The organism is Flavobacterium praedii, from assembly GCF_026810365.1.
Classification (GTDB): domain Bacteria; phylum Bacteroidota; class Bacteroidia; order Flavobacteriales; family Flavobacteriaceae; genus Flavobacterium; species Flavobacterium praedii.
In genome coordinates this window covers 2,809,036-2,833,235 of the sequence record NZ_CP113948.1, presented here as the reverse complement: position 1 = coordinate 2,833,235, position 24,200 = coordinate 2,809,036, and the positions used below count along the sequence as shown (strand labels likewise).

General features: G+C 34.2%; 15 protein-coding genes. 5 read left to right on the top strand and 10 right to left on the bottom strand.

The annotated features are described in order from the left end of the window. Positions 1 to 2: 2 nt before the first annotated feature. From OYT91_RS12245 to OYT91_RS12225, 5 genes are all read right to left on the bottom strand, one after another. Entirely contained in the window at positions 3 to 3,173 is a 3,171-nt protein-coding gene (locus tag OYT91_RS12245; protein ID WP_281238195.1) for an efflux RND transporter permease subunit, read from the bottom strand. Between the two features lie 18 nt (positions 3,174 to 3,191). Further along, positions 3,192 to 4,259, bottom strand: a complete 1,068-nt coding sequence (locus OYT91_RS12240; protein WP_281238194.1) for an efflux RND transporter periplasmic adaptor subunit — start codon at positions 4,257 to 4,259, stop codon at positions 3,192 to 3,194. Between the two features lie 10 nt (positions 4,260 to 4,269). Continuing rightward, on the bottom strand, positions 4,270 to 5,622 hold the full coding sequence (locus tag OYT91_RS12235) for a TolC family protein (RefSeq protein ID WP_281238193.1): 1,353 nt from the start codon (positions 5,620 to 5,622) through the stop codon (positions 4,270 to 4,272). Then, entirely contained in the window at positions 5,619 to 6,218 is a 600-nt protein-coding gene (locus OYT91_RS12230) for a TetR/AcrR family transcriptional regulator (protein ID WP_281238192.1), read from the bottom strand. The genes OYT91_RS12235 and OYT91_RS12230 overlap by 4 nt, the downstream gene beginning before the upstream one ends. Positions 6,219 to 6,314: 96 nt before the next feature. Further along, positions 6,315 to 6,836: a YceI family protein gene (locus OYT91_RS12225; protein ID WP_281238191.1), complete on the bottom strand. Its 522-nt coding sequence runs from the start codon at positions 6,834 to 6,836 to the stop codon at positions 6,315 to 6,317. Positions 6,837 to 7,137: 301 nt separating this feature from the next. Here OYT91_RS12225 and OYT91_RS12220 point away from each other — a divergent pair, with 301 nt between their 5' ends. After that, on the top strand, positions 7,138 to 8,112 hold the full coding sequence (locus tag OYT91_RS12220) for a polyprenyl synthetase family protein (RefSeq protein WP_281238190.1): 975 nt from the start codon (positions 7,138 to 7,140) through the stop codon (positions 8,110 to 8,112). A 160-nt stretch (positions 8,113 to 8,272) separates the two neighbouring features. Then, positions 8,273 to 8,626, top strand: a complete 354-nt coding sequence (locus OYT91_RS12215; protein ID WP_281238189.1) for a hypothetical protein — start codon at positions 8,273 to 8,275, stop codon at positions 8,624 to 8,626. 85 nt (positions 8,627 to 8,711) lie between these two features. Here OYT91_RS12215 and OYT91_RS12210 read toward each other — a convergent pair whose 3' ends face one another. Next, a complete protein-coding gene (locus tag OYT91_RS12210; RefSeq protein WP_281238188.1) occupies positions 8,712 to 9,263 on the bottom strand; it encodes a hypothetical protein in 552 nt (183 codons plus the stop codon). A 117-nt stretch (positions 9,264 to 9,380) separates the two neighbouring features. Between OYT91_RS12210 and OYT91_RS12205 the strand changes: the two genes are divergently transcribed. Next, positions 9,381 to 12,170, top strand: coding sequence for a 2-oxoglutarate dehydrogenase E1 component (locus tag OYT91_RS12205; protein WP_281238187.1), 2,790 nt, complete (start codon positions 9,381 to 9,383; stop codon positions 12,168 to 12,170). Positions 12,171 to 12,250: 80 nt separating this feature from the next. Next, a complete protein-coding gene (gene odhB / locus OYT91_RS12200) occupies positions 12,251 to 13,486 on the top strand; it encodes a 2-oxoglutarate dehydrogenase complex dihydrolipoyllysine-residue succinyltransferase (RefSeq protein WP_281238186.1) in 1,236 nt (411 codons plus the stop codon). A 122-nt stretch (positions 13,487 to 13,608) separates the two neighbouring features. On the opposite strand, the gene OYT91_RS12195 is transcribed toward odhB, so the two are convergent. Next, entirely contained in the window at positions 13,609 to 17,244 is a 3,636-nt protein-coding gene (locus OYT91_RS12195) for an FIDD domain-containing protein (RefSeq protein WP_281238185.1), read from the bottom strand. Positions 17,245 to 17,669: 425 nt separating this feature from the next. On the opposite strand from OYT91_RS12195, the gene OYT91_RS12190 reads away from it, so the two are divergent. Further along, a complete protein-coding gene (locus tag OYT91_RS12190) occupies positions 17,670 to 18,905 on the top strand; it encodes a TCR/Tet family MFS transporter (RefSeq protein ID WP_281238184.1) in 1,236 nt (411 codons plus the stop codon). Here the strand turns inward: OYT91_RS12190 and OYT91_RS12185 are convergent. The 3 genes from OYT91_RS12185 to OYT91_RS12175 form a co-directional block, all read right to left on the bottom strand. Then, positions 18,880 to 19,317, bottom strand: coding sequence for a retropepsin-like aspartic protease (locus tag OYT91_RS12185; RefSeq protein WP_281238183.1), 438 nt, complete (start codon positions 19,315 to 19,317; stop codon positions 18,880 to 18,882). The genes OYT91_RS12190 and OYT91_RS12185 overlap by 26 nt on opposite strands. 38 nt (positions 19,318 to 19,355) lie before the next feature. Continuing rightward, positions 19,356 to 22,022: a CHAT domain-containing protein gene (locus tag OYT91_RS12180; RefSeq protein WP_281238182.1), complete on the bottom strand. Its 2,667-nt coding sequence runs from the start codon at positions 22,020 to 22,022 to the stop codon at positions 19,356 to 19,358. A gap of 225 nt (positions 22,023 to 22,247) precedes the next feature. Further along, positions 22,248 to 24,197 (bottom strand): PKD domain-containing protein, encoded by a 1,950-nt coding sequence (locus OYT91_RS12175; RefSeq protein ID WP_281238181.1) that lies wholly within the window; start codon positions 24,195 to 24,197, stop codon positions 22,248 to 22,250. Positions 24,198 to 24,200 lie beyond the last annotated feature (3 nt).

Here is a 24,200-nt window from a genome sequence, read left to right as displayed (position 1 = left end):
TTTTAAACCTTATGTTTTGGATTAAAACCGTCTACTAATTTTCGGTGTTTGTATTCGGCGGTCATTAATTCGCCATAATTTTCTTTTTTGTCTTTTCCTAAGCGCACTCTAATGCTGTCGAATATTGAATAAACAACGGGAACAACAATCAAAGTAAGCAAAAGAGAAGACAGTAAACCTCCTATGACAACCCATGCCAAACCATTGTTCATTTCAGCTGCGGCTCCTTTGGCCAAAGCAATTGGAATCATACCAATTACCATCGCAATTGTCGTCATTAAGATAGGACGTAAACGGGCATGGTTGGCTTGAACAAGTGCATTGAATGTAGTTTCTCCCGCTTCTTTTCTATGATTGGCAAAGTCAACCAGTAAAATGGCATTCTTACACACTAAACCAATTAGCATAATGATCCCTAATATGGTAAAGATATTCAAAGAGTTGTTGGTCAATGCCAAAGCTAATAAAGCTCCGATGAATGATAATGGAATAGAAAATAAAACTACAAATGGAGTTACAAAGTCATCATACAAAGCTACCATTACAAGATATACCAAGATAATTGCAGCTAATAAAGCAATTCCTAAAGTTCCAAAACCTTCGGTTTGGTTTTCCATATCACCACCCCAAACATAATTTACACCTGCTGGTCTATCCATTTTGGAGAAAACAGTTTCCCATTCGGTAGCCACTGTTCCAGAAGGGCGTCCTACGGTCTGGGCTTCTATAGATACAGCTGTACTTTTGTCTCTTCGTTCTAACACACTTGGCCCTGAACTTTCGATAACATCGGCAAATTGGGTTAACTTGATTTGTTGTCCTGCACTGTTTATAAAAATTAAATCGTTTACATCTTTAGCATTCGAACGGTCGTATTCATTAAAACGAATGTTAATGTCGTACTCATATTCTCCTGCACGGAATTTACCATCTGTATTTCCGCTAAAAGCGGTTTGCATAGTCAACCCTACTGTTTGAAGAGTTAAACCTAAAGCGGCCATTTTATCACGGTTTACTACAACTTTTATTTCTGGATTTCCTGATTCTGAAGTTAATTTTACCTCTGACGATCCTGGAATTTTTTTCAATTCTGTAGCGGCTTTGCTTGCAAAAGACATAGCGTCTTCAAAATTTGGTCCCGTAACGGTTAACTTAATTGGGGCTTGATCGGCTCCCAATAGTCCCATAGGAACAGTTTTTACTTTAGCACCAACTAATACTTTTTCCAGTTCCCGTTTTATTTTTGCCGCAAAGATGAAGGAGTTGTCCTCACGTTTGGTTTTGTCCACCAATGAAACTAGAATTTCCGATTTATATGCTGTAGATTGTGTTGCTCCCATACCTTCGCTGGTAAGTCCAACAGTGGTAATTAGATCCACAATATTTTTATTGCCTCGTAAAAATTCTTCTGCTTTTTGGGTCATAAAATTAGTTTGCTCTACCGAAGCATCTTTTGGCAATTCTATTTGTACTAAGAATTCCCCTTTGTCGGTTTTTGCAAAAAACTCTCCTCCAATGAAACCACCACCAACAAGTCCTATAGTGGACGCAAAGAAAAGCGCAACAACGATAGCCAAAGTGCTTTTTTTATGTACTAGTGACCATTTTAATATGTCGGTTACTTTGTGAGTGAAAACATCTAAATAGGATTCGAATCCTAAAATTACTCTACCAAAAAAAGTTTTTTTAGTGATGTGTTCTAATTTTCCATAACGTGAAAATAACCAAGGCACAATGGTGAATGAAGCCAGTAAAGAGAACAGTGTTGCTATAATTACCGTTACGCAGAATTGTGTAATAATATTAGAAACAAGTCCTGTACTCATCGCAATAGGAAGGAAAACTACGATAATTACCAGTGTAATTGCCATTACGGTAAAACCAATCTCGGCGGCTCCATCATAAGCGGCACGTACTTTGTTTTTTCCCATTTCCATGTGACGGTGAATGTTTTCCAATACTACAATCGCATCATCCACAAGGATACCGACCACTAATGAAAGTCCTAACAAACTCATCAAGTTTAGTGTGTAACCCATTAAATAAATACCGATGAAAGTGGCTACCAGTGAGGCTGGAATAGAAACCATTACAATAATTGCATTACGGATACTGTGCAAGAAGAACAACATTACAAATGCTACCAAAATGATGGCAATAAATAAATCATGCATTACGGAATCGGCAGCTGTTAAAGTAAATTCGCTACTATCATTGGCTACATCTAATTTTAAATTTGATTTAGCATAATCTTTCTCGATTTGGGCAATGGCTTTTTTTACTTTTGCACTAACTGCTACAGCATTGGCATCTGATTGTTTGATGACCTGAAGGATGATGGAACTTTTTTGATTTACTCTTGAAATTTTCTCTACATCTTTCTGCGCATCTTGGACATCCGCTATATCTCCTAATCGAATTTGAATACCATTGTTGGAAGAAATAACCAGATTACGCATTTCTTCAACTGATTTGTATTTTCCGGACAAACGAATTTGTGTTTTGTTTTCTCTAGTTTTAATGTTCCCTGTTGGAAAATCAAGGTTAGAGCCAAGAACCGCTTGTTGCACTTGTGGAATTGAAAGTCCGTATCCTTGCATTTTTTTAGAATCCAAACTTACTTTGATTTCTCTCTCTTGTCCACCCACAAGGTTTACTTGCGCTACACCTGGTACACGAGATACTATTGGTTGGATTTTTTTGTCCAATAAATCATAAAAGGCAATTTCATCCATTTCTCCTGTGGCACCAATTGTCATAATTGGCAAATCACTTAGCGAGAATTTGCTCAAAGAGGGTGGATCTACATCATCTGGTAGGTCTTTCAGGACGGCATTGATTTTTCGTTGCGCATCATTTAATGCATAATCTGCATCGGCTTCGGTGGTGAGTGTAATCATAACCACCGAAAGACTTTCATACGATTTGGATTCTATTTTCTTGATGTTTTCCATCGTAGAAATCGCGTCTTCCAGTTTTTTGGTTACTGTGTTTTCAACTTCACCAGGGGAAGCTCCAGGATAAACAGTAGAAACTGTAACTACATTTACTTCAAATTTTGGAATTAATTCGTAGCTTAATTGTTTGTAACTGAACAGACCACCCAATAGTAAAATGGTAAATAATACTATGATAATTGATGGTCGTTTTATTGATATATCGACTATTTTCATTTGTTTTCTTTAAGGAAATTATTTAACGATACTTACTTTGGTATTGTCGCTCAAATTGATTTGTCCGCTTGTAACGACTACATCGCCATCATTCAATCCGTCTAATATTTCAACTTTGTCTCCAAAGATTCTCCCAGCTACTATTTTTTTCAAAGTAGCTATATTGTTATTTACCACAAATACTTCGTTGCTGCTTACACTTCCTACGAATGCTGTTCTTGGTATCGTTTTAACTTCGGTATTTTTTGAAGTAACACTTTCAAAAGTGGCAGTTCCGTACATTCCTGCTTTAATTTCGTTATTTGGATTGTTTGTTACTTCAATTTCAATAGGGAAATTCAAAGTTTCATTAGCTTTTGAAGCTATAAAAGTGATTTTTCCTGTAAACGATTTATCTGGAAACACACTTGCATTAATAGCAACATTGTTTCCCAGTTTCAAGTTGGCTACTTGGCTTTCGTTAACGGTTACTTTTAATTTTAATTTAGAAACATTCACTATGTCAAATAATGCAGTGGCAGGCATTCCTGTCAAAATTGAGCCTGGTTCAACATATTTTTTGTTGATATATCCTTTAATTGGAGCTTTTACTTTTGTGTCTCCAACGTTTATATTGGCTTGTTTCAAGTTTGATTCGGCATTGGTCAAGGCTAATTTGGACTGATCCAATTGTTGTTTGGTTACTCCACCAGATTTAAATGCATTTTCATATCTTGCATAATCTGCTTTAGAATTGTCATAAGCTGCTTTAGCGGTTTGAGCATTAACATTTATAACATCGCTTCTAACGATTAGTAGTGTTTGTCCAACATTTACATAATCCCCTTCTTTAACTAAAACACTGATTACTTTTCCGGATTTTTCAGCTGAAAAAGTCAATTCTTGAATAGGTTCAAAATTACCGTTAGTTTTGAAAGCATCATCTAATTTTCCAGTAACAACTGTAGCTACTCTTACTGCAACCGAACTATTTTTTTCGGCAACAATGGCGGTGTCTTCAGCATTTTTTTTCTTATTATTGAATAATGTGAATGCAGTACCACCTATCAATACAGCTGCAAGTATAATGTAAATCGTTTTTTTCATTTTGAGTTATTTAGTTTAATAAATTTTTTAATTCGCCTTTGGATTTGATTAATGATATTTCTGCAATTTTATATCCTAAAACTGCTCTAGTATAATTGTTTTGTGCTTCAAGTGATGCATTTTCAGCGTCTAATAAATCGGTTAATGAAGCTAAACCTTGCAGGTAATTGTTTTTGGTGTTTTTTAGAATGTCACCTGCCAAGCGCATATTTTCTTTTTGATTCTTGATTGTTGTCAAGTTGTTTTCAATTTGTGCTTTGGCATTTCGGTACTCTAAATCAAGTGATAATTGAGTGTCTTTTATCCCTTCTTGAAGTGATTTAATGTTTATATCCGCTTGTCTTACCCTGGCACGAGTTCCAAAACCAGTGAATATAGGTACTCTCAAATTCAATCCGATAGCAGAATAATCCGACCAATAAACGCCATCCGCAGGTTTTGCAAAAAACGGCATTTCTGGACCTTGGCCTAAATAATTATATCCTGCCACTAATGAAAGTGTTGGATAATATTCCGCTTTAATGGCTGTTTTTTGAAACTCCAATAATTCTTCTTGTTTTTTCAAAAGTAAATATTCAGTTCTGTTTGCAGTGTTTGGGGCTTCTGTAATAACTTGTGGCGTTACTTCAAATTCTGTTTTTGGTATCTCAATTTTGGTTTCAATAGGCATTCCCATATAAAACTTCAAAGCATTTTCTTGTAATTCAATTTGATTTTTGATTTGTAAACGTTCTGTATCAATGTTTGACATTTTTACGATAATTCGATCTAAATCTATTTTTTTAGCCAATCCATTGTCAAATTGTCCTTTTACAATGTCACGTACTTTAGTTGTGTTTACATAATTGCTATCCAATAACATCAATTTTTCACGTTGTACATAAACAGAATAGTAACTGTTTGCAACTCTTTCGATAACTTGTTCTTCCGTTAATTGATTGTTTATTTGATAGAATTCCCGAGTGGAATTAGCGGCTCTCAAACCTGTAAAAACCGATTGGTCAAATATTGCTTGACTCAAGGAAACTCCAGCTCCTGAAGTCCATTTTTGTCCAAAAGCAACTTGAACTGATTGTCCTGGTTGGCCAAACATGGCGCCATCTAGTACATTTGTTTGAAGAACCGGATTGTATGTTAAACTTCCATTTACCGCGATTTGTGGCAAAGCTCTTGATCGTACTTCTTGGATTTTATATTCGCTATTTTCAACTTCTAGTTTTGCTTTTTTTGCATCAGCTTTATTTTCCAAAGCATAAGTAAGGGCATCTTTTAAAGTTAGAGACTTTGTTGCTGTAGTGCTTTCCTCTTGGGATTTTGCAGTGAGAGCAAAGGTTAAAAATGTTAATAAAAGTATTCTTTTCATAGTAAGGTTGGATTTTGTAATTGTTGTTCTAGTTCTGCTATTCCACTAAGTGTTGCCATTGCTCTAGTGTGGTATTCTAATGCTTCTAATTCTAATTTTTGTGATTCTTTTTCCGTACTAGCCATTCCGTGAATGCTAAAAATAAGGTTGTAATAAAATCCTACGTAGATATCGATATTCAAATTTTCTCGGTACAAACCTTGTTGAATTCCTTTTACAATATTTTGTCTAAAGACCGTGTTGCATTCGTTTATTTCTCTTGACATTACGGTGTTATAAATCTCTGGATAATGTTTTTTCAATTGATAGGCTGGTGAATTTTCTCCAGATTTAAACATCTCTTTGAACATTTTTTTGATTTCAAAATTTTCTTTGATGGCATTGTAATTTTTTGCTGCGATAGTATTAATGCTTTCATGAATGGTTTGATGGACCATCTCTGTACTTTCTTCGATTAGGATTTCCTTGTTGCAGAAAAATTTGTAAATCGTTTTTTTAGAAATACACATTTCATTTGCAATATCGTCCATCGTAACACTTTTGAAACCTAGTTTTAAGAAGAGTTCCGCCGCTTTTGATATAATTTTTTCTTTCATTTTATGGGTAACTTATTTGTAATTAAATAATACAGTAAAAGTTAGTTGGTAAATGAGGTTTTGATTTTTGTAATGTTTAATACGAGTTGGTAATTATTAATGAGTAAATTCTAAGTTAGCAATGAGTTTAATATCCCTGCCTATTGGGTAACCTCCATTGTGGGAAAGTATATTGTAATTCAGTCCAAAATCTTTGCGATTGATGTTTCCAGTAACTTCAAAAGAAGCTTTTTGAACACCGTTGTAATTGTTGAATCCAATAAATTCGGTATCCAATTCGACAACTTTGGTAATGTTCTTGATGGTTAAAAAGCCTTTCAAGAAATTGATGTTTTTATTTATCTTCTGAAAAGAGGTCGATTTGAATTGTATCAATGGAGTTTCATCTTCTTCAAACAAATCGATGAATTTTGGTTCTTTATTTTTTTGAATCGAATTCACTTTTTTGTCATGTACATTTAATGAAAATTCAATCGAAGCATCTTCTACTTCATTGTTTTCTATGGCTACGTGGCCTTTGAAATTGGTTTTGTTTCCAGGCATATAACCAATGAGTGAATGTCTCGATTTAATTAATACGTCTGATTGGTTTGAGTCAATGGCCCATTCATTTTCCATGGTAGTTATTTTTAGTAATGTTATTGCCTAATCTTTTGTTTTGAAATTTTTGTTAAAGGAAAAATCATCAGGAAACTTTAAACACTAATAAAGTTTCTTTTGTTTTTTATGACGCAAATATAAGAAGGAAACTTTAAAAACCAATAAAGTTTCCAATGTATTTTTCAATGAATATTATAAGGAAAAACTATAGTTGCTTTTTTACAGTAATTTACAATCCAATAATTCATATTTGAATTGTATCTTTGGATCTTTATATTCGAATAAAAAGACTTCAAAAAAATAAATTAGTCCTTATTTTATGCACGCTATTCATCAGTATCAAGAATTTTTCATTAGCTATTTAGAAAATCAGAAAATCAGTAAAGAACCAAAGAATCTTTATGAGCCAATAGATTATATATTGCAATTAGGCGGTAAACGGATGCGTCCTGTTTTGACTTTAATGACCGCTGAGGTTTTTAATGTAGATTATAAAGAAGCACTTCCTGCTGCTATGGCTGTTGAAGTTTTTCATAATTTCTCATTGGTGCATGATGATATAATGGATGATGCTCCGTTACGAAGAGGTTCATCAACGGTGCATGAAAAATGGGATATCAATACGGGAATTCTATCAGGTGATGCCATGTTGATTTTGGCTTACCAATATTTTGAACAATACGAGCCAAGTGTTTTTAGGGATTTGGCTAAATTGTTTAGCAAAACAGCTCTTGAAGTTTGTGAAGGTCAACAATGGGATGTCGATTTTGAAACTCGTAAAGACGTTACTATTCCAGAATATCTCAAAATGATTGAGTACAAAACAGCCGTATTGGTTGCTGCAGCAATGAAAATGGGGGCTATTATAGCGAATGCTTCTGAAGAAAATGCTACTTTAATTTATAATTTTGGGTTGCATTTAGGTTTGGCTTTTCAATTGCAAGATGATTATTTAGATGCTTTTGGGGATCCCGAAACATTTGGAAAACAAGTGGGCGGCGATATTATTGAAAACAAAAAAACCTATTTGTATTTGAAATCAATTGAATTTTCGGATGCTAGACAGGCTCAGCAATTGAATGATTTGTTTGCTACTCATTCTAGTGATAATGACTCAAAAATAAAGGAGGTTAAGTCTATTTTTAATCAATCGGGTGCATCTGCCGCTACGCAAGATGCTATAAAAGAGTACACTTTTCAAGCATTTGAAACTTTAGATAAAATGGATATTGCACTTTCTAAAAAAGAAATGCTGAGAGCTTTTGGTGAAAACCTGATGGGAAGGAAGGTGTGATAATGTCAATAACAAAATTCAATTGGAATATGAATCTTGAAAGTTTAAATTTGAATTGAATTTTTTTGTTGCCAATGTAATTAGAATGTTTCTTCGTGAAATTTTACTGTTTGTCACTAATTGAGTTTTGCGATTGCCATTGAATTTTGAAATTAAAATTATGTTTATAGCACCTTTAAATACCGATTTGTTACTTCAGGAAGCAGAAAGTGAAACACTTTATATCAATTTGATTGTTCAATTGAATAAGGATTTTAATTTGGCTAATGAAGCTGTTGATTTTCCATTGAGTCTTTCTCCAGATGAGCTGAAATCCCAATTGCACGAAAAAATATATAGACTGATTCAGTATAAGTTTGCCGAATATCTCAATTTGTTATACATAATTGATGTTTCCGAAGAGGAAATTAAAAAACTGGACGGTTCCGATTTAGTAATTCTAGCCGAACAAGTTGCTTTTTTAATTTTAAAAAGAGAATGGCAAAAGGTGTGGTTTCGGAATAAATATAAGTAAAGTTTCTAAGTTTTTAAGAATCTGATATTTTTAGAATACTTTTATTTTAGAAGCTTAGATTCTTAAAAACTGAGCAACTTTTTAATCAAAAATAAGCCCTCACAAAAGGCATCAAAGGATCACTATAAACATTGTCATTTTCTTTATACAATACATTGTAAGCGAGTCCAATGGTTACATTTCCTGTACGATAACCCGCTCCAAGAAACAAAGCAGTATTCCAAAATTGGTCTGTATAGCCATTTTGTCCATAAAAAGCTTCGTAATGATTAGTAACATAGGATTCATTTAAATTTATGGAGAACTGAATTTCGGGTATTGGATTTATAAAGGTGAGTATGCTTGCACCATATATTCCTGAATTATAATTGTTTTTGGAAGATACATAGCTTGCTTGTAGGCCTAAACCAGTAGCCAAATAGGGATTTATATTATAAATAGCACTCGGAGCAACCGAAATTTCAGTGTAACCGCTTCCAATACTCAACCCTAAACCACCACCAAATTGAACATTTTGCCAAAACGGACTTCTAGACTGGGGTATTTGTTGGTATTGAGCTATTACGTTTTCGCAAAAGCATAAGACTATGAATATAAAAATTGACTTTAAATAATAAGGAGAGGCGTTTTTTTTCATGTTAGTGGCTTTTATTTAACATATTTTTACGTAAAAGTACGTAAAAAATCGATTTAAATAAATTGCTTTATTGTATTTTTGCCAAACTATTTAACAAAAAGTATATTCAATAACATTATGGATAGGTTTTCATTTTTAAACGCAGCACATTCCGAATTTTTTGCTCAATTATACGATCAATATCTAGAAAATCCAGATAGCGTAGAACCAAGTTGGAGAAGTTTTTTTCAAGGATTTGACTTTGGTATGACTACCTATAATGAGGAAAATCAAGTTGCTTATACACCAACTGTGGCACCAACTAGCACAGTTTCAAGTGCAATCGAATGCACACCAATTTCAGATAAACTTCAAAAAGAATTTAAGGTTATTAAATTAATCGAAGGCTATCGCAGTCGTGGTCATTTGTTTACAAAGACCAATCCTGTAAGGGATAGAAGGGTATATTTGCCTTCACTTGACTTAGAAAATTTTGGGCTTTCAGCTTCGGATTTGAATACCGTTTTTGATGCAGCCAAAGTAATAGGTGTGCAACCTTGTACGCTTAAAGAAATTATAGGGCATTTAGATACCATCTATTGTCAGCATATTGGAATTGAATATATCTACATTCGTAAACCAGAAATGGTAGAATGGATTCAAAAGAAATTAAGAATAAATGACAATCAGCCTAACTTTACATCTGAAGAAAAAAAAGCCATTCTATATAAATTAAATCAAGCTGTTTCTTTCGAGAACTTTTTGCATACTAAATATGTAGGGCAAAAACGTTTTTCACTAGAAGGTGGAGAATCTATAATTCCAGCTCTTGACGCTTTAATCGAGAAAGCAGCCGATAAAGGAGTAGAGCAATTTGTAATGGGAATGGCACACCGTGGTCGTTTGAATGTATTGGCGAATATTTTTGGTAAATCAACCCAAGATATTTTTGGAGAATTCGATGGTAAAGATTACGATCAGGAATATTTTGATGGAGACGTAAAATACCATTTAGGTCTTACTGCAGATAAAGTAACAAGATCGGGTAAAAAAATCAATATTAATTTAGCGCCAAATCCTTCTCATCTTGAAACAGTAGGTGCCGTTATTGAAGGAATTACCAGAGCCAAACAAGACCGTTATTATCCAGATGATTTTTCTAAAGTATTACCTATTGCTGTTCACGGAGATGCTGCAATTGCTGGGCAAGGTATATTGTATGAAATCATTCAAATGGCTCAATTAGATGGGTACAAAACAGGAGGAACTATTCATATTGTGATTAATAATCAAGTTGGTTTTACGACTAATTATCTGGATGCCCGTTCTTCAACTTATTGTACGGATGTGGCCAAAGTAACTTTGTCCCCTGTATTACATGTAAATTCAGATAATGCTGAAGCTGTTGTACATGCCATGGCATTTGCATTGGATTTTAGAATGGAATTTGGTCGTGACGTATTTATTGATTTATTAGGATATAGAAAATACGGTCATAACGAAGGCGATGAACCTCGTTTTACACAACCAGTTTTGTATAAAATAATTTCAAAACATCAAAATCCGCGTGATATTTATGCCGAAAAATTATTGGCAGAACGTGTTATAGATGCTTCTTATGTTAATGCATTAGAAAAAGAATATAAAACAGATCTAGAAGAAAATCTTGAGGCATCTCGTAAAAAAGATTTGACAATTATAACTCCATTTATGAAAAATGAATGGAGCGGATTTAAGCAAGTTACCGATAAAAAAATGCTTGAAAAAGTAGACACTTCTTATCCAAAAGAAGAGTTGACTAAAATAGCAGATGTAATTTGCAACTTGCCAACCGATAAAAAGTTTATCAATAAAATCCAAAAATTAATCAACGACAGAAAAACAATGTTTTTCGAAACCAATAAGTTAGATTGGGCTATGGCCGAACATTTGGCTTATGGATCTTTGTTGAAAGAAGGGTACGATGTTCGTATCTCGGGACAAGACGTAGAGCGTGGTACTTTTTCACACCGTCACGCCGTTGTCAAAGTAGAGGATTCTGAAGAAGAAGTTACTTTATTGAGCAATCTAGAAGGGGCAACAGGTAAGTTTCACATCTTCAATTCCCTATTGTCAGAATATGGTGTTTTAGGATTTGATTATGGATATGCTTTGGCAAGCCCAAAAACGTTGACTATTTGGGAAGCACAATTTGGAGATTTCAGTAATGGAGCACAGATTATGTTAGATCAATACATTTCTTGCGGTGAAGACAAATGGAACAATCAAAACGGAATCGTATTGTTATTGCCACACGGTTATGAAGGGCAAGGAGCAGAGCACTCTTCAGCAAGAATGGAACGTTATTTGCAACTTTGTGCCAGACAAAATATGTATGTTGCTGATTGTACAACACCTGCAAATTTCTACCATTTGTTGAGAAGACAAATGAAAACCAATTTCCGTAAACCTCTTATTGTATTTACACCAAAGAGTTTATTGCGTGATCCAAGAGTAGTTTCTCCAGTAGAAGATTTTGCCAACGGAAGTTTCCAAGAAACGTTTGATGATGTGACCGTAAATAAAGCGGATGTGAAAAGTCTAGTTTTCTGTACGGGTAAATTCTATTATGATATTACTGCTGAACGAGAGAAAAACGGACGTACTGATGTGGCTGTTGTTCGTATCGAACAGTTGTTTCCATTACCTGTGGAGCAATTGAAAGCCATTATCGCGCAATATCCAAATGCAGATGATTATGTTTGGGCACAAGAAGAACCGAAAAACATGGGAGCTTATAGTTATATGTTGATGAATTTTGATTTGGTAAAATGGAGATTAGCATCGCTAAAAGCTTATGCTGCACCAGCTGCAGGAAGTTATACCAGAGCAAAACGTCGTCAGGCAGATGCAATCAGAATGGTATTTGATAAAAATTTATTTAGATAAAAAGAATTGTTTCAGGTTTAAAGTTTCAGGTTTAACAAAACTTGCAACTTTAAACGATTTAAACTTTAAACAAAAATTGTATGATTTTAGAAATGAAAGTCCCATCACCAGGGGAATCAATCAAAGAAGTAGAAATTGCAACTTGGTTAGTAAAGGATGGAGATTATGTAGAAAAAGACCAAGCAATTGCAGAGGTTGATTCAGATAAAGCAACTCTTGAATTGCCAGCAGAAGTTAGCGGAATTATCACGCTAAAAGCAGAAGAAGGAGATACGGTTGCTGTTGGAGCAGTAGTTTGTCTTATTGATACTGATGGAGCCCCCTCCGCCCCCAAAGGGGGAACTACTGTAGAAACTGTTGAGAAAGTAGTTGAAGTAAAAAAAGAAGAAATTAAAGCAATACCAGTTGTAGCTCAAGCTCCCCCTTCGGGGGCTGGGGGGCTAGGACATCCTTCTCCTGCAGCAAGAAAAATATTAGACGAAAAAAACATAGCTCCAGAAACTATTGTTGGGACTGGAAAAGCTGGTAGAATTACAAAGGACGATGCTGTAAATGCTGTGCCATCTATGGGAACACCTACTGGAGGTTCTCGTGGTACAGAAAGAACGAAGTTGTCTATGTTGCGTCGTAAAGTTGCCGAAAGATTAGTGGCTGCGAAAAATGAAACAGCGATGCTGACTACTTTCAATGAAGTAAACATGACGCCAATCAACACGTTGCGTAATGAATACAAAGATGCATTCAAAGCAAAACATGGAGGAATTGGTTTAGGCTATATGTCATTTTTCACTAAAGCGGTTACAAGAGCATTACAATTATATCCAGATGTAAACTCTATGATGGACGGTGATTATAAAATTGCTTTCGATTTTTGCGATATTTCCATTGCGGTTTCTGGACCAAAAGGATTAATGGTACCTGTAGTACGTAATGCCGAAAACTTGACTTTCCGTGGAATTGAAGCGGATATCAAACGTTTGGCTATTAAAGCACGTGATGGACAAATTACAGTTGATGACATGACAGGAGGAACATTCACCATTACAAACGGTGGTGTTTTTGGAAGTATGTTGTCTACACCAATTATAAACCCACCTCAATCTGGAATCCTTGGAATGCACAACATTATCGAACGCCCTATTGCAGTAAACGGTAAAGTGGAAATTCACCCAATGATGTATGTGGCACTTTCTTATGACCACAGAATTATTGATGGTCGTGAGTCTGTTGGTTTCTTGGTAGCGGTTAAAGAAGCCCTAGAAAACCCATTAGAATTGCTTTGTGACAACAATCCTAAAAAAGCATTTGAGTTGTAGAACTTAGATGGCAAAATTTAGAATTTAGATTTCAGTCCCGATACTTATAAGAAGTTTTCAGGATTAAAATAAAAAAACCCGACTTGTGATACGAGTCGGGTTTTTTGTTGAAATATAATGGTTTATTCTTTTATTAGCTTGACTATTTTTTCTGTTCCTTCTGCTTTTACTTTTAGAAAATAAATACCCTTAGATAAATTGGATAAATCAATTTCGGAATGTAAATTATTTATTTTTTTAACCAAAAGGATTTCTCCTTTTATGGAGATTAGACTAACTTCATCAATAATAGAAGTATTCGAAACTGTTAAAACATTTTTTATCGGATTTGGATAATATGTAAAATCTTTAATCGCAAGATCATTCGTTCCTAAAGTCGCTGATTTTACTGTTACCGCCAATCTTTCTGTGCTTTCAATACCGTTTATGGTTTGTGAAGCATAGTAGGTAGTTCCATCTACAATCACAGTTGATAATGGTAAAGGAACTTCACTTGTTTTACTTGTTTTTCCAGCCAAAGGATTCTGATTGATGTACCATTTAATATTTTGACCATCAATGATAAGATCTGCCAAAGTTTGTCCAGGCTTAAACTCTAAAGTAAATTTGATTTGGCCATTTATTAAAGGAGCTGGAGGATCAACTACGGCATTCATCGTGATATAACAACCATTCACATCTGAAGTAAGTACAACGTATGAGCCTGGAGTTAATCCTGAGAAAATATTGTTCGTTGAAAATTTATCTAAATTAGGAGATATTGCATAGCTGTAATTACCGGCTCCGCCTGTTGCGTTGACGGTAATAGTTTGATTTATTACTGTCGTCACAGTCATTAATTTAGAAATAGGTTCTGAGATACTAACTTGATTCGTTGCGAGGCAACCATTGGCGTCCTTCACAGTGATATTATGTGTACCAGCATACAAATTAGTAAAAGTTATATTGCTATTGCCATTTATAAAAGGACCGTTGTCTAGAGAATAAGTATATGGAGCGAGTCCAGTAGTTACATTAGCAGTTATGGAGCCGCTGGCATCACCTTTACAGCTTATATTAGTAGTTGCTACATTAATTACGGGAACACTCCCTTTTGTAATCATTGCAACAATTGAAAATGTTGTGTTTTGATAATCACGTACTTTTATTGCATAGGTACCTGGTTTAAAACTTGAGTATACATTTGAATTCGTATATGTTGTGCCGTTGTCATATGAATAGTAGTAGGGTTGAAAGCCTCCAGTAGCATTAACGGTTATGGTTCCGGGAACATTACATTTTATAGAATCAACTTGTACAGTGGCAGAAAGGACTGGTGCCTGCACAACTTCAACGCTCCAGTGTATATATCCACAACCATTAACATCCGTTACTTGTGCAGAGTAACGTCCAATTGGTAATCTGGTAAAAATTCCATCTTTTTGTGGACCGGCAACTACGATTCCGTTATTGTTTTGTAAATAATAGTTATAAGGTGCAGTTCCTCCATTTGCATTCACAATTATTCCTTGATCATTAATTAATATTGCAGTAGCTGATAGATTTTCTGCTGGTTCTGTTAAAGCAATTGTTGTTGTAGCAGTACAGCCATTAGTGTCTTTTACAGTAATGTTGAAAGTGCCAACACGTAAATTAGTTAAGGTATTAATGGTATTAAAAGTAATTCCATCTAAGGAATAAGTATACGGAGACTGTCCACCAGTTGCTATAGCTGTTATTGAACCTGTATTGTCGCCTTTGCAAAGTACATCCTTTTTCGTAGTTGTTGCATTTAATGGTGTTAAAGGTGAAATAACAGTGAGATTTTGATTGATACAACTATTAACATCTTTTACATAAAGGGTGTGCGTTCCCGCAACTAAATTATCGAAAACATTACTCTGAGCGAATGTGATTCCATCTTTTGAATAGGTATATGGAGCAGTTCCTCCAGTTGCAGTAACAGTAACAGTAGCATTGCTTAGACAATCTATAGTTTTTGTTATGGCTGTTGTAGCAGATAAAGGAATTGGTTCTACTACTGTTGCAATCATAGATGATATACAGTTACTAGCATCTTTTACAGTTATGTTGTAAGTTCCTGGGACTAAATTTTTAAACACATTGCTAGAAACAAAAGTTACTCCATTGTCAATGGAATAGTAGAATGGTGCTTTTCCTCCCGCAACACTTATGGTAATTATACCATCGCTGTTTCCATTGCAAGTTACATTTAGAACTGTTGATGATATACTTAGCGGTAGTAATGGACTTATAGTTATAGCATTAGAACTATTGATGCAACCATTTGCATCTTTCACGGAAGTGGTATAGGTGCCAGCAACTAAATTATCAAATACATTACTTTGCACAAATGTAATTCCATCTTTTGAATAGGTGTATGGAGCAGTGCCTCCAGTTGAAGTAACTGTTACAATTGCATTGCTTATACAGTCCAAAGGTTTTGTTAGTGCTGTTGTTAATGATATAAGAATAGGTTCGCTTATTGTTGTGGTCACAGATGTTGTACAATTCAAATCATCTTTTACTATCATACTGTAAGTTCCAGTTGATAGATCTGTAAAAATAGTACTTGAAACAAAAGTAAATCCATTGTCAATCGAGTAAGTATAAGGAGCTTGTCCTCCTGTAGCATTGACAGTAATAGAACCATTATTATTTCCTTTACAACGTACATCCGTTTTTGTAATAGTTGCATTTAGAGATACTAATGGAGTGATAACTGTTGAATTTTGATTGATACAACCTTTAGCATCTTTTACATAAGTGCTGTACGTTCCTGCAACTAAATTATCAAATACGTTACTCTGAACGAATGTGATTCCATCTTTTGAATAGGTATATGGAGCAGTTCCTCCAGTTGCAGTAACTGTAATTGTAGCATTGCTTATACAATCTATAGGTTTTGTTATGGCTGCCGACATTTGTAGCAAATTAGGCTCGGTTACTGAAGCGCTTGTTGAGTTTATGCAAGCACTAGCATCTTTAACATAAACAGTATAGTTGCCTGCTGCTAAATTTGTAAATGTATTACTTGGGAAATAATTCGCTCCATTGTCTATGGAATAGTTGAAAGGTTCTTTTCCTCCTGTAGCGTTTATGTTTATTGCACCATTTTTACTGCCTTTGCAAGTTGCGTTTATGACTGTTGCTTTGGGTGTGTCTAGAGGTATTGTCGATGAGGGTTCTATAGTCCAAGAACCATGAGTAATACAACCAATTGCGTCTATTATTTCAATATTATATGTTCCAGCAACTAAGTTTGGAATGATAAGAGTGCTGACAGGGCCGTAAATCAAAAGGTTATCAGTACTGAGAGAACCATTGAAAAAAAAATTAAAAGGAGCCTGCCCGCCAAATATGTCAAGTGTAATGGTACCATTGCTATAGCAATTTATAGGTTCTATCCTAGCAGCTACTAAAAAAACAGGATTTACAATCAGACTAAAATAATTAGTAGTAATGTTTCCCAGATGATTGATTCTTGCATAAATGGTCTGCGAAGCTAAGAGGTTGGGTTGAATTTGTGGGACAATAAAATTCGTTGGATTTGAAATAGCATTTACACCATTAGAGGCATCCGCAGTAGTTAGATGATAACTAACTGTAGTTTCAGCAGGATTTAAATTGCCAATTAATAAAGAGTTGTGGTAAGTTAAGTTAAAAGTAGTGTCTCCTGCACAGTGAGTCATATTGGCAACTTGAGCATAAAAACTAAGAGACGTTAAAAGAAACAAATAAAGTAAAATTTTCTTCATAGGGATATACTTGTTAAAGATAATATTCTGATGTAAATATATTAAAATTTCACAAGAAATTACTTCGAATATAAATAATCAATAGCTTTTTATTTCTGTTAAAATCTCGGTGCATTTATGTTGTGTACTGGTTTCACTTTGTGCTGGTTTAAGGCTTTATTTATATATGATTAATTAAAAATAATGAGGGCAAAACCCTTAGTTTAGGTAATTTTAAACTATACTTTTTTTATTAAGACTACTTTACTTTTGTAAGTTGGATATTCTGTTGATGATGAGTGTTTCGGAACTTAAAAAAAAACCTTTTTAGAATAATACTTACTATAAAATTGAGTACAGGTTTTTTGTTTATAAAAAAACAAAAAATCAAGTATCGCTTTCTAAACAGATTTTTTGTTTATTTGTCTTAACTAACTAATTTATTTATGGCATCAAATAAAAAACAAGCCGCTATCAGTTTTATCTTCATCACTATGCTAATTGACATAACTGGTTGGGGAATTATCATTCCAGTTATTCCAAAATTGATTAAGGAATTAATTCATGGAGATGTTAGCGAAGCGGCAAAATACGGAGGTTGGTTGACCTTTGCGTATGCGATAACCCAGTTCATGTTTGCGCCTTTAATTGGTAATTTGAGCGATAAATTTGGGAGAAGACCCATAATCTTAATTTCACTTTTTGCCTTTTCATTGGATTATTTATTGTTGGCGTTTGCACCAACTATTACGTGGTTGTTTATAGGAAGAATAATTGCAGGATTAACGGGTGCAAGTATTTCGACTGCTTCGGCGTATATAGCCGATGTGAGTACGCCCGAGAACAGAGCCAAAAACTTCGGAATGATTGGTGTTGCTTTTGGACTTGGTTTTATTATTGGGCCCGTTGTTGGAGGTATTTTGGGACATTACGGATCTAGGATTCCGTTTTATGCGGCGGCCGTTTTGTGCTTGCTAAATTTCTTGTACGGTTATTTTATTTTGCCCGAATCATTATCAAAAGAAAATAGAAGATCCATTAATTTAAAAAGAGCGAATCCGATTGGTGCTTTTTTGAATTTAAAAAAATACCCATCACTTTATGGATTGTTGTTCGCTCTGTTTTTAATATATGTTGCGGGACATGCAGTAGAAAGCAACTGGAGTTATTTTACGATGTACAAATTTAGTTGGGACGAAAAAATGGTTGGAATTTCACTGGGTGTTGTTGGGATTTTAGTAAGTCTCGTTCAGGGTGGATTGATACGATGGACTAGTCGAAAACTAGGTAATGAAAAAAGTATTTATATCGGAATGATATTATATACTATTGGAATGTTCTTGTTTGCTTTTGCTTCTGAAAGCTGGATGATGTTTCTCTTTTTGATTCCGTATTGTCTTGCAGGAATCGCAGGCCCAGCATTACGAGCTATAGTTTCAAATCATGTTTTGCCAACAGAACAGGGTGAAATTCAAGGAACAATTGCGAGTTTGATGAGTGCTGCAACCATTATTGGGCCACCCGTAATGTCGGGTCTCTTTTATTATTTTACACATAAAGGTGCCCCGTTTGAATTTGCGGGAATGCCATTTATTCTAGGAGGTGTTTTGATGATTATTAGCGGTATTATTTCTTATTCTTCGTTGAAAAAGTATGCTACTTCAAATACAAACAATGGTTGAAGTAATCAATAATTCCTTTTCCTTTCAATAAAACATCTGCTCCAATTATGCCGTGAACGGATTTTACTTTATAATGATTTAAGGCTTCATTGACGTGCGATAAATCAAAAATAATAAGATCTAATTTCTTGTTGCTCCATTTGCCCAATTGTAATATGTTGTTTGAGGATGTTTGTGTCAACATTCCAGTTGCACCTGCTCCTGAAGCTTTGGTTTTTGATTTTTTGGCATCCAATACAAAATGTTCGATACTTTCAAATCCAACACAACTGTTGGATGCGCCAGTATCCAATATGAAATTCCCTTTCACACCATTGATGGTTGCCTTGACTAAAAGATGTTGTGTTTTGGTAATTCTAAATTTTATTTTTTTATAATCGGCCTTCTTTAGTTTTTCATGTAAATTTTTCATGTACAGTATATATGTTTTGTAAGTTAGAAATAATATTCCTAACGATGTTTTTTCTTTTTGGACTTTATTTTTTCTTTTTTGATTCGCTTAGCAATCAATTTAAACAAGAGGAAACCGCCAATGAGTATTGCGATAATAACGAATCCCAATAAAACATAGTTGTTTTTTTCTTTGTTTTCAAGGCTTCCATAATATACAAATGCAGCCCAATAATAAGGCGATTTTTTGGCATTTGAAATGTTTTTATTTTTTAAAAAATCCAGTTTTGCTTTTGAATTGGCTTCAAAATAGGAGTCGTTTTGTTTAACATATTTATAGAAATCTCCCATAAAAACAGCAGTAGTATAATCGTTAACTTTCCATAAAGAGAATAGTAAGTTTTGGGCTCCAGCAAACTGAAAACCTCTGGCAACACTCATGGCTCCTTCGGATTTATAGAGTTTGCCAATTCCTGTTTCACAAGCACTCAGAACAACCAAATTTGGATTCGTATTCAAATGATAAAGCTCAGAGTACAATACTTCTCGATCATAGAATTTAATACTGGCAGGCGTTTCAATATCGCCAGCGCTAGCATGCGTTGACAAATGCAGTATGGAATATGCTGAGGCATTTTTTTTAAAGTTTTGAAAAGTAGCCGAATCATTTTTAAAAAAGTGCCCTTTGAAATTGGTTCTAATGGATTGCAGTTCGGTTTTGGAATAAGTCAATGCATAATTGGTTTTTTCAAAAACGGGAAAAATACCAAGAACTGTTTTTTCTTTAGGACAAAAGGGTTTAGTATTCAAATAGAAACTAGCCGAATTGTTATACCCAATATTGAAATCATGCAATAAATAATGCATTTTTTCAAAATTGGTGGTGTTGGATTCTTTTGTGATCAAGGCTTCGAATGGAAGAAAGTGAAGTAGTCCATCTGGAATAATAACTAGGTTTTTATTGAAAGTATTATGAGGTAAATGCAATTTATCATAGGCTATTTTTCCAAAATGATTGTATCCCTTTATGTCATTGGTAATCGCATTGGCTTCATTAAAATAAGTAATAAATTTCCAAAAATAAACAGAGTAACGCGCATCATTGCTGAAAGAATTCAATTTTATTTTTTCATTTTCTTTTCCACCCAAAATAAAATAATACATATTTTCATAACCCGAAAAATAGTAAATCATCAAGGCATCGTCTGATTTTAGTTTGGAATATAATGTAGTTAAATCGATATTTTCTTTTTTGAAATGTGTATTTTTTTTCTGAAGTTCTTTTAGCAAAAGCATCGTTAAATTTTGTTTTTTGATCGCTTTGTTGATTTTATAAATATTTGCTAAATCGCCTTTTTGTTGTTCTTTTAGAATTTCATTATTCCAAAATTGCAATTCCTGAATCTTTTGTTTTTCTTTTTTTGAAGCGTTTTTGGTTTTGGATAGTTCACTTTTTAGAACACCTGATTTGGTGCGTTCTGCCAATTGAAAAGCCTTTTCGATATAACTGATTTTCTTTTCTTTTTTATACAATTCATTATAGATAGCAATGCATTTTTCGGTGCGATTGCTCATTCGGATCTGATTGATGATTTTAGAATTTTCAAAAAGCAATAAATTACTCATCGATTCTTCGATAGGAAAGCATAATGTGTAAACTTGTAAGGCTTTTTTAGGTTGGTTTTGAAGGGTGTAAACATCGGCTTGTAAATCTAGTGCATCTAGCAAAAGGGTTTCGGCATACAGTGAGTTTTGTAACGGAATAATTCTTTTTTGGTTGTGATATAAAGGAATTAAGGTTTGATATACAAGCTGAATGGATTGATTAGCCTGGTCTAATTTTCTTTGTTTATAAAGCAACAATGCTTCTTCATAATGTAATTTTGCTATGGCACGCACACCATGATTTTTTGAAGATAAAAAAAGTGTTTTTGCCTTTTCGAAATAAGTGTTTGCTGTATTAAAATCACTTCTTTCGCCATTAAGTGAAGCTAAATTGCGATAGCAATTCGATAAAGCTTCGGATTGATTGTTGTTGTTTTTTAAAAGAAGAATGGCTTTTTCATAGCTGTCTTCGGCTTTGTAATAGTTTTTTGAATCGAAAGTCGTTTCTTTCGCATTTACAACATAATTATTGCCTAGATTATTCAAAATCATTCCTTTTTGAATCGAGCTAAGTTTGGTCGTATTCAAGGTATTTTCTAATAATTCAATAGCTTGTTTGTTTTTGCCTGAGCTTTGATATACGTTCGATAAATTAATAATAGCAGCTATTTTATTGCTTTCGTTTTTCTCATTATTGGCAATAAAATAATAGTGTTTGATTGTGTTTTCGGCATTGTCATAATCCCCAATAGTGGTGTAGAGATTGCCCAATGGTTTTAGGCAATATTCTACAATATCATAATCGGTGAGTTGATAGGTTTGGTATATTTTCCACGCTTTTTCATAACTGGAAATGGCTTGGTTTGTTTTACCAAATGTATTTTCGAAATAGGCTTTGTTGCAGTTTAAAACAACGATGGACAATAATCCGTCTTTTGATTTTTTGTTTTGATTTTTCCAAAAATTGGCTTCTATCGTGTTGAGGTTTTGAATGCCTTTTAGAGACGGATTGGCAACAAGGTAGTCAATGGCGTCATAGGTGATGTCTTCTTGAGTCTGTCTTTTTTGTCCGAATACCGTCAGAGAAGTAAAGAGGTAAAAGAAAATAATATTTTTCAGCATTATATTTTATTTTACTACTAAATACAGTAACAATTTTAAACGAAATTAAAGAAATTAAATCAGAAATTTAAAGTTTAATGCTTTTTCTTAGGCCAATGCAGATTTTATTCCATAAATACCTTTGGTAGAATTTAATCTATTTTTTCTATAAAGCCATAAAATGCTTCTTCATAATAATCAGTGAAATTGCAGTTGTTTATTAGCTACAGTTTTTTTTCCTGTTTTTTAAAACTTCCAGATAGCATACAACTGAATATAATTAAAATCATTGTCAAAGTTGAATACATAACGCGCTCCTAAACTGGGGCCAATTCTTGCAAATCCAGCTGTAAAATCAAGTAATAACCCAGATTTTAATTCGGGGGACGTGTTTTTTGTTGTTATCGAGGAGTATTCTGTTCGTAATAAAAATTTATCGGTGGTTCCTTCGTACACTTCCGTTTTTATGTTTTGGGTTTCTTCTTCGGAAATATTCATGTTTACCTGAAATCCAGCTCCAACTCCAAAATAAGTGGATAAGTTGTATCTAAACAATACAGGAATTTCCCAATTGATATTTTTATTTTCGACTGTGGTTGTAATTCGGTTTAAATTTACAACTCCAGTACTTTGGTTAATTTGGTCAACAACTGTTGATGCACCATTATAAGATGTGAAACTATTTAAAAACTCGGCTTGTCCATAATAACGGTAAGACTTAAAAGGTGAAATTGTAGCCCCAATAAAATAACTTTTGGAATGGTCTAAATTGGTGTAGAAATTATAGCCTGCTTTGGCGCCAATTGATATTCCTGGAGTGAATCGAGTTGTAGCATAATTGGTAATAATAGGTTCGTTTTTATCAAAAATTATGGCTGTTCTGCTTTTGGTTTTTATTTTGTGAAAGTCTTCATTAAATTTCATGGAGTATTTCACAAAACCTTTGGTACTGTCGATTTCTTTTACATTTTTCTGGTTGCTTCCGGGTAAATAGATATTCCTGAAAACAAAAAAGATCTGTGTTTCTCTTTCAATAACGTCCAAACAGCTGGTTGTGGCTACTTCACCCTTGGGACAGATTGGGCATTCGGGATACATGCTTTCAATTTTCAAAGAGGTTTTGTCAAACATATCTGGGATGTCGGTTTCAAGTTGAATTTTTCGAGCGGGTCCCTCGCCATTGTTTTGAAAACTCGTTTTAAATTTGACTCTTTTGAATCGCACCAATCTATAATTCATAAAACTGCCATTAGAGCCCATTTTGTTGGGATCGTGGGAAGTGACAATTTCCATTTCTAGATTTTTTATTTTATGGTTTTTAAAACTTCGATTGGGTACATAAATGCTACGCATAGTTATGGTAGCACTGGTGTCTTTGAGCATTTCGGGAGTGGTTTTGAAAGTATAAAAAACATTTCGGGTTTCTCCTGGATTGTGGTCGTCTATTTCTAGAATGGAAACCGCTGCATAACTGTTTTTTGCAGCTAATAAAGTAGAATCCAAGTCGGTTTCGTCTGTGGTCTCTAAATATTTTTTGCTTAAAGCCAATGTTTCAGTTGAAGCTAAATACCGATTAGAATTGTCGAAGTCATCTGCCGAAACAATATTATTTTCCTTCACGGATCTTTCTCCTGCATAAGGTCGTACTTCCTGTAATTCAAAATTGTTGTTTTTGAATTGTTTTTCGTTAAAAAAGAGATACAATTTTCCGTTGGTAACATAGTTTTCTAGGTTAGCATAACTCACCACCACTTGCATTTCTTGATCTGGAATGGGGTCACAATTTTTAAAAATGGACAAGCCGTTTTGATCAGCAATTGAAGCAATGTCTTTGTAATTGGGGTCTTCAATATCATTAACTACTACTTTTTTGGGACGCGTAGCGGGAGGTTTACCATTGTCATAATTGTTGGTTACAGTCAATCGTGCTGTATAGGTTCCTTTGTTTTTGTAAACATGTTTGGGTTCAGCTTCTTTGCTATATTGGCCATCACCTAATTCCCATAAGTAAGAATAACTTGGTTTAGGAGCTCCTGCAATTGGAATCAACGGAGGTGTTTCGGCTTTGTAAGTAACTGTGTTTGCTTTTTGTTCGTATCCAATATTGGCTCTTCGGGTAATGGTATCTTTTACTTTTACTTGTGCGTAAAATGGAAATGAAATAGCAATAAAAAAGACTATTAGCGATTTGTTCATAAT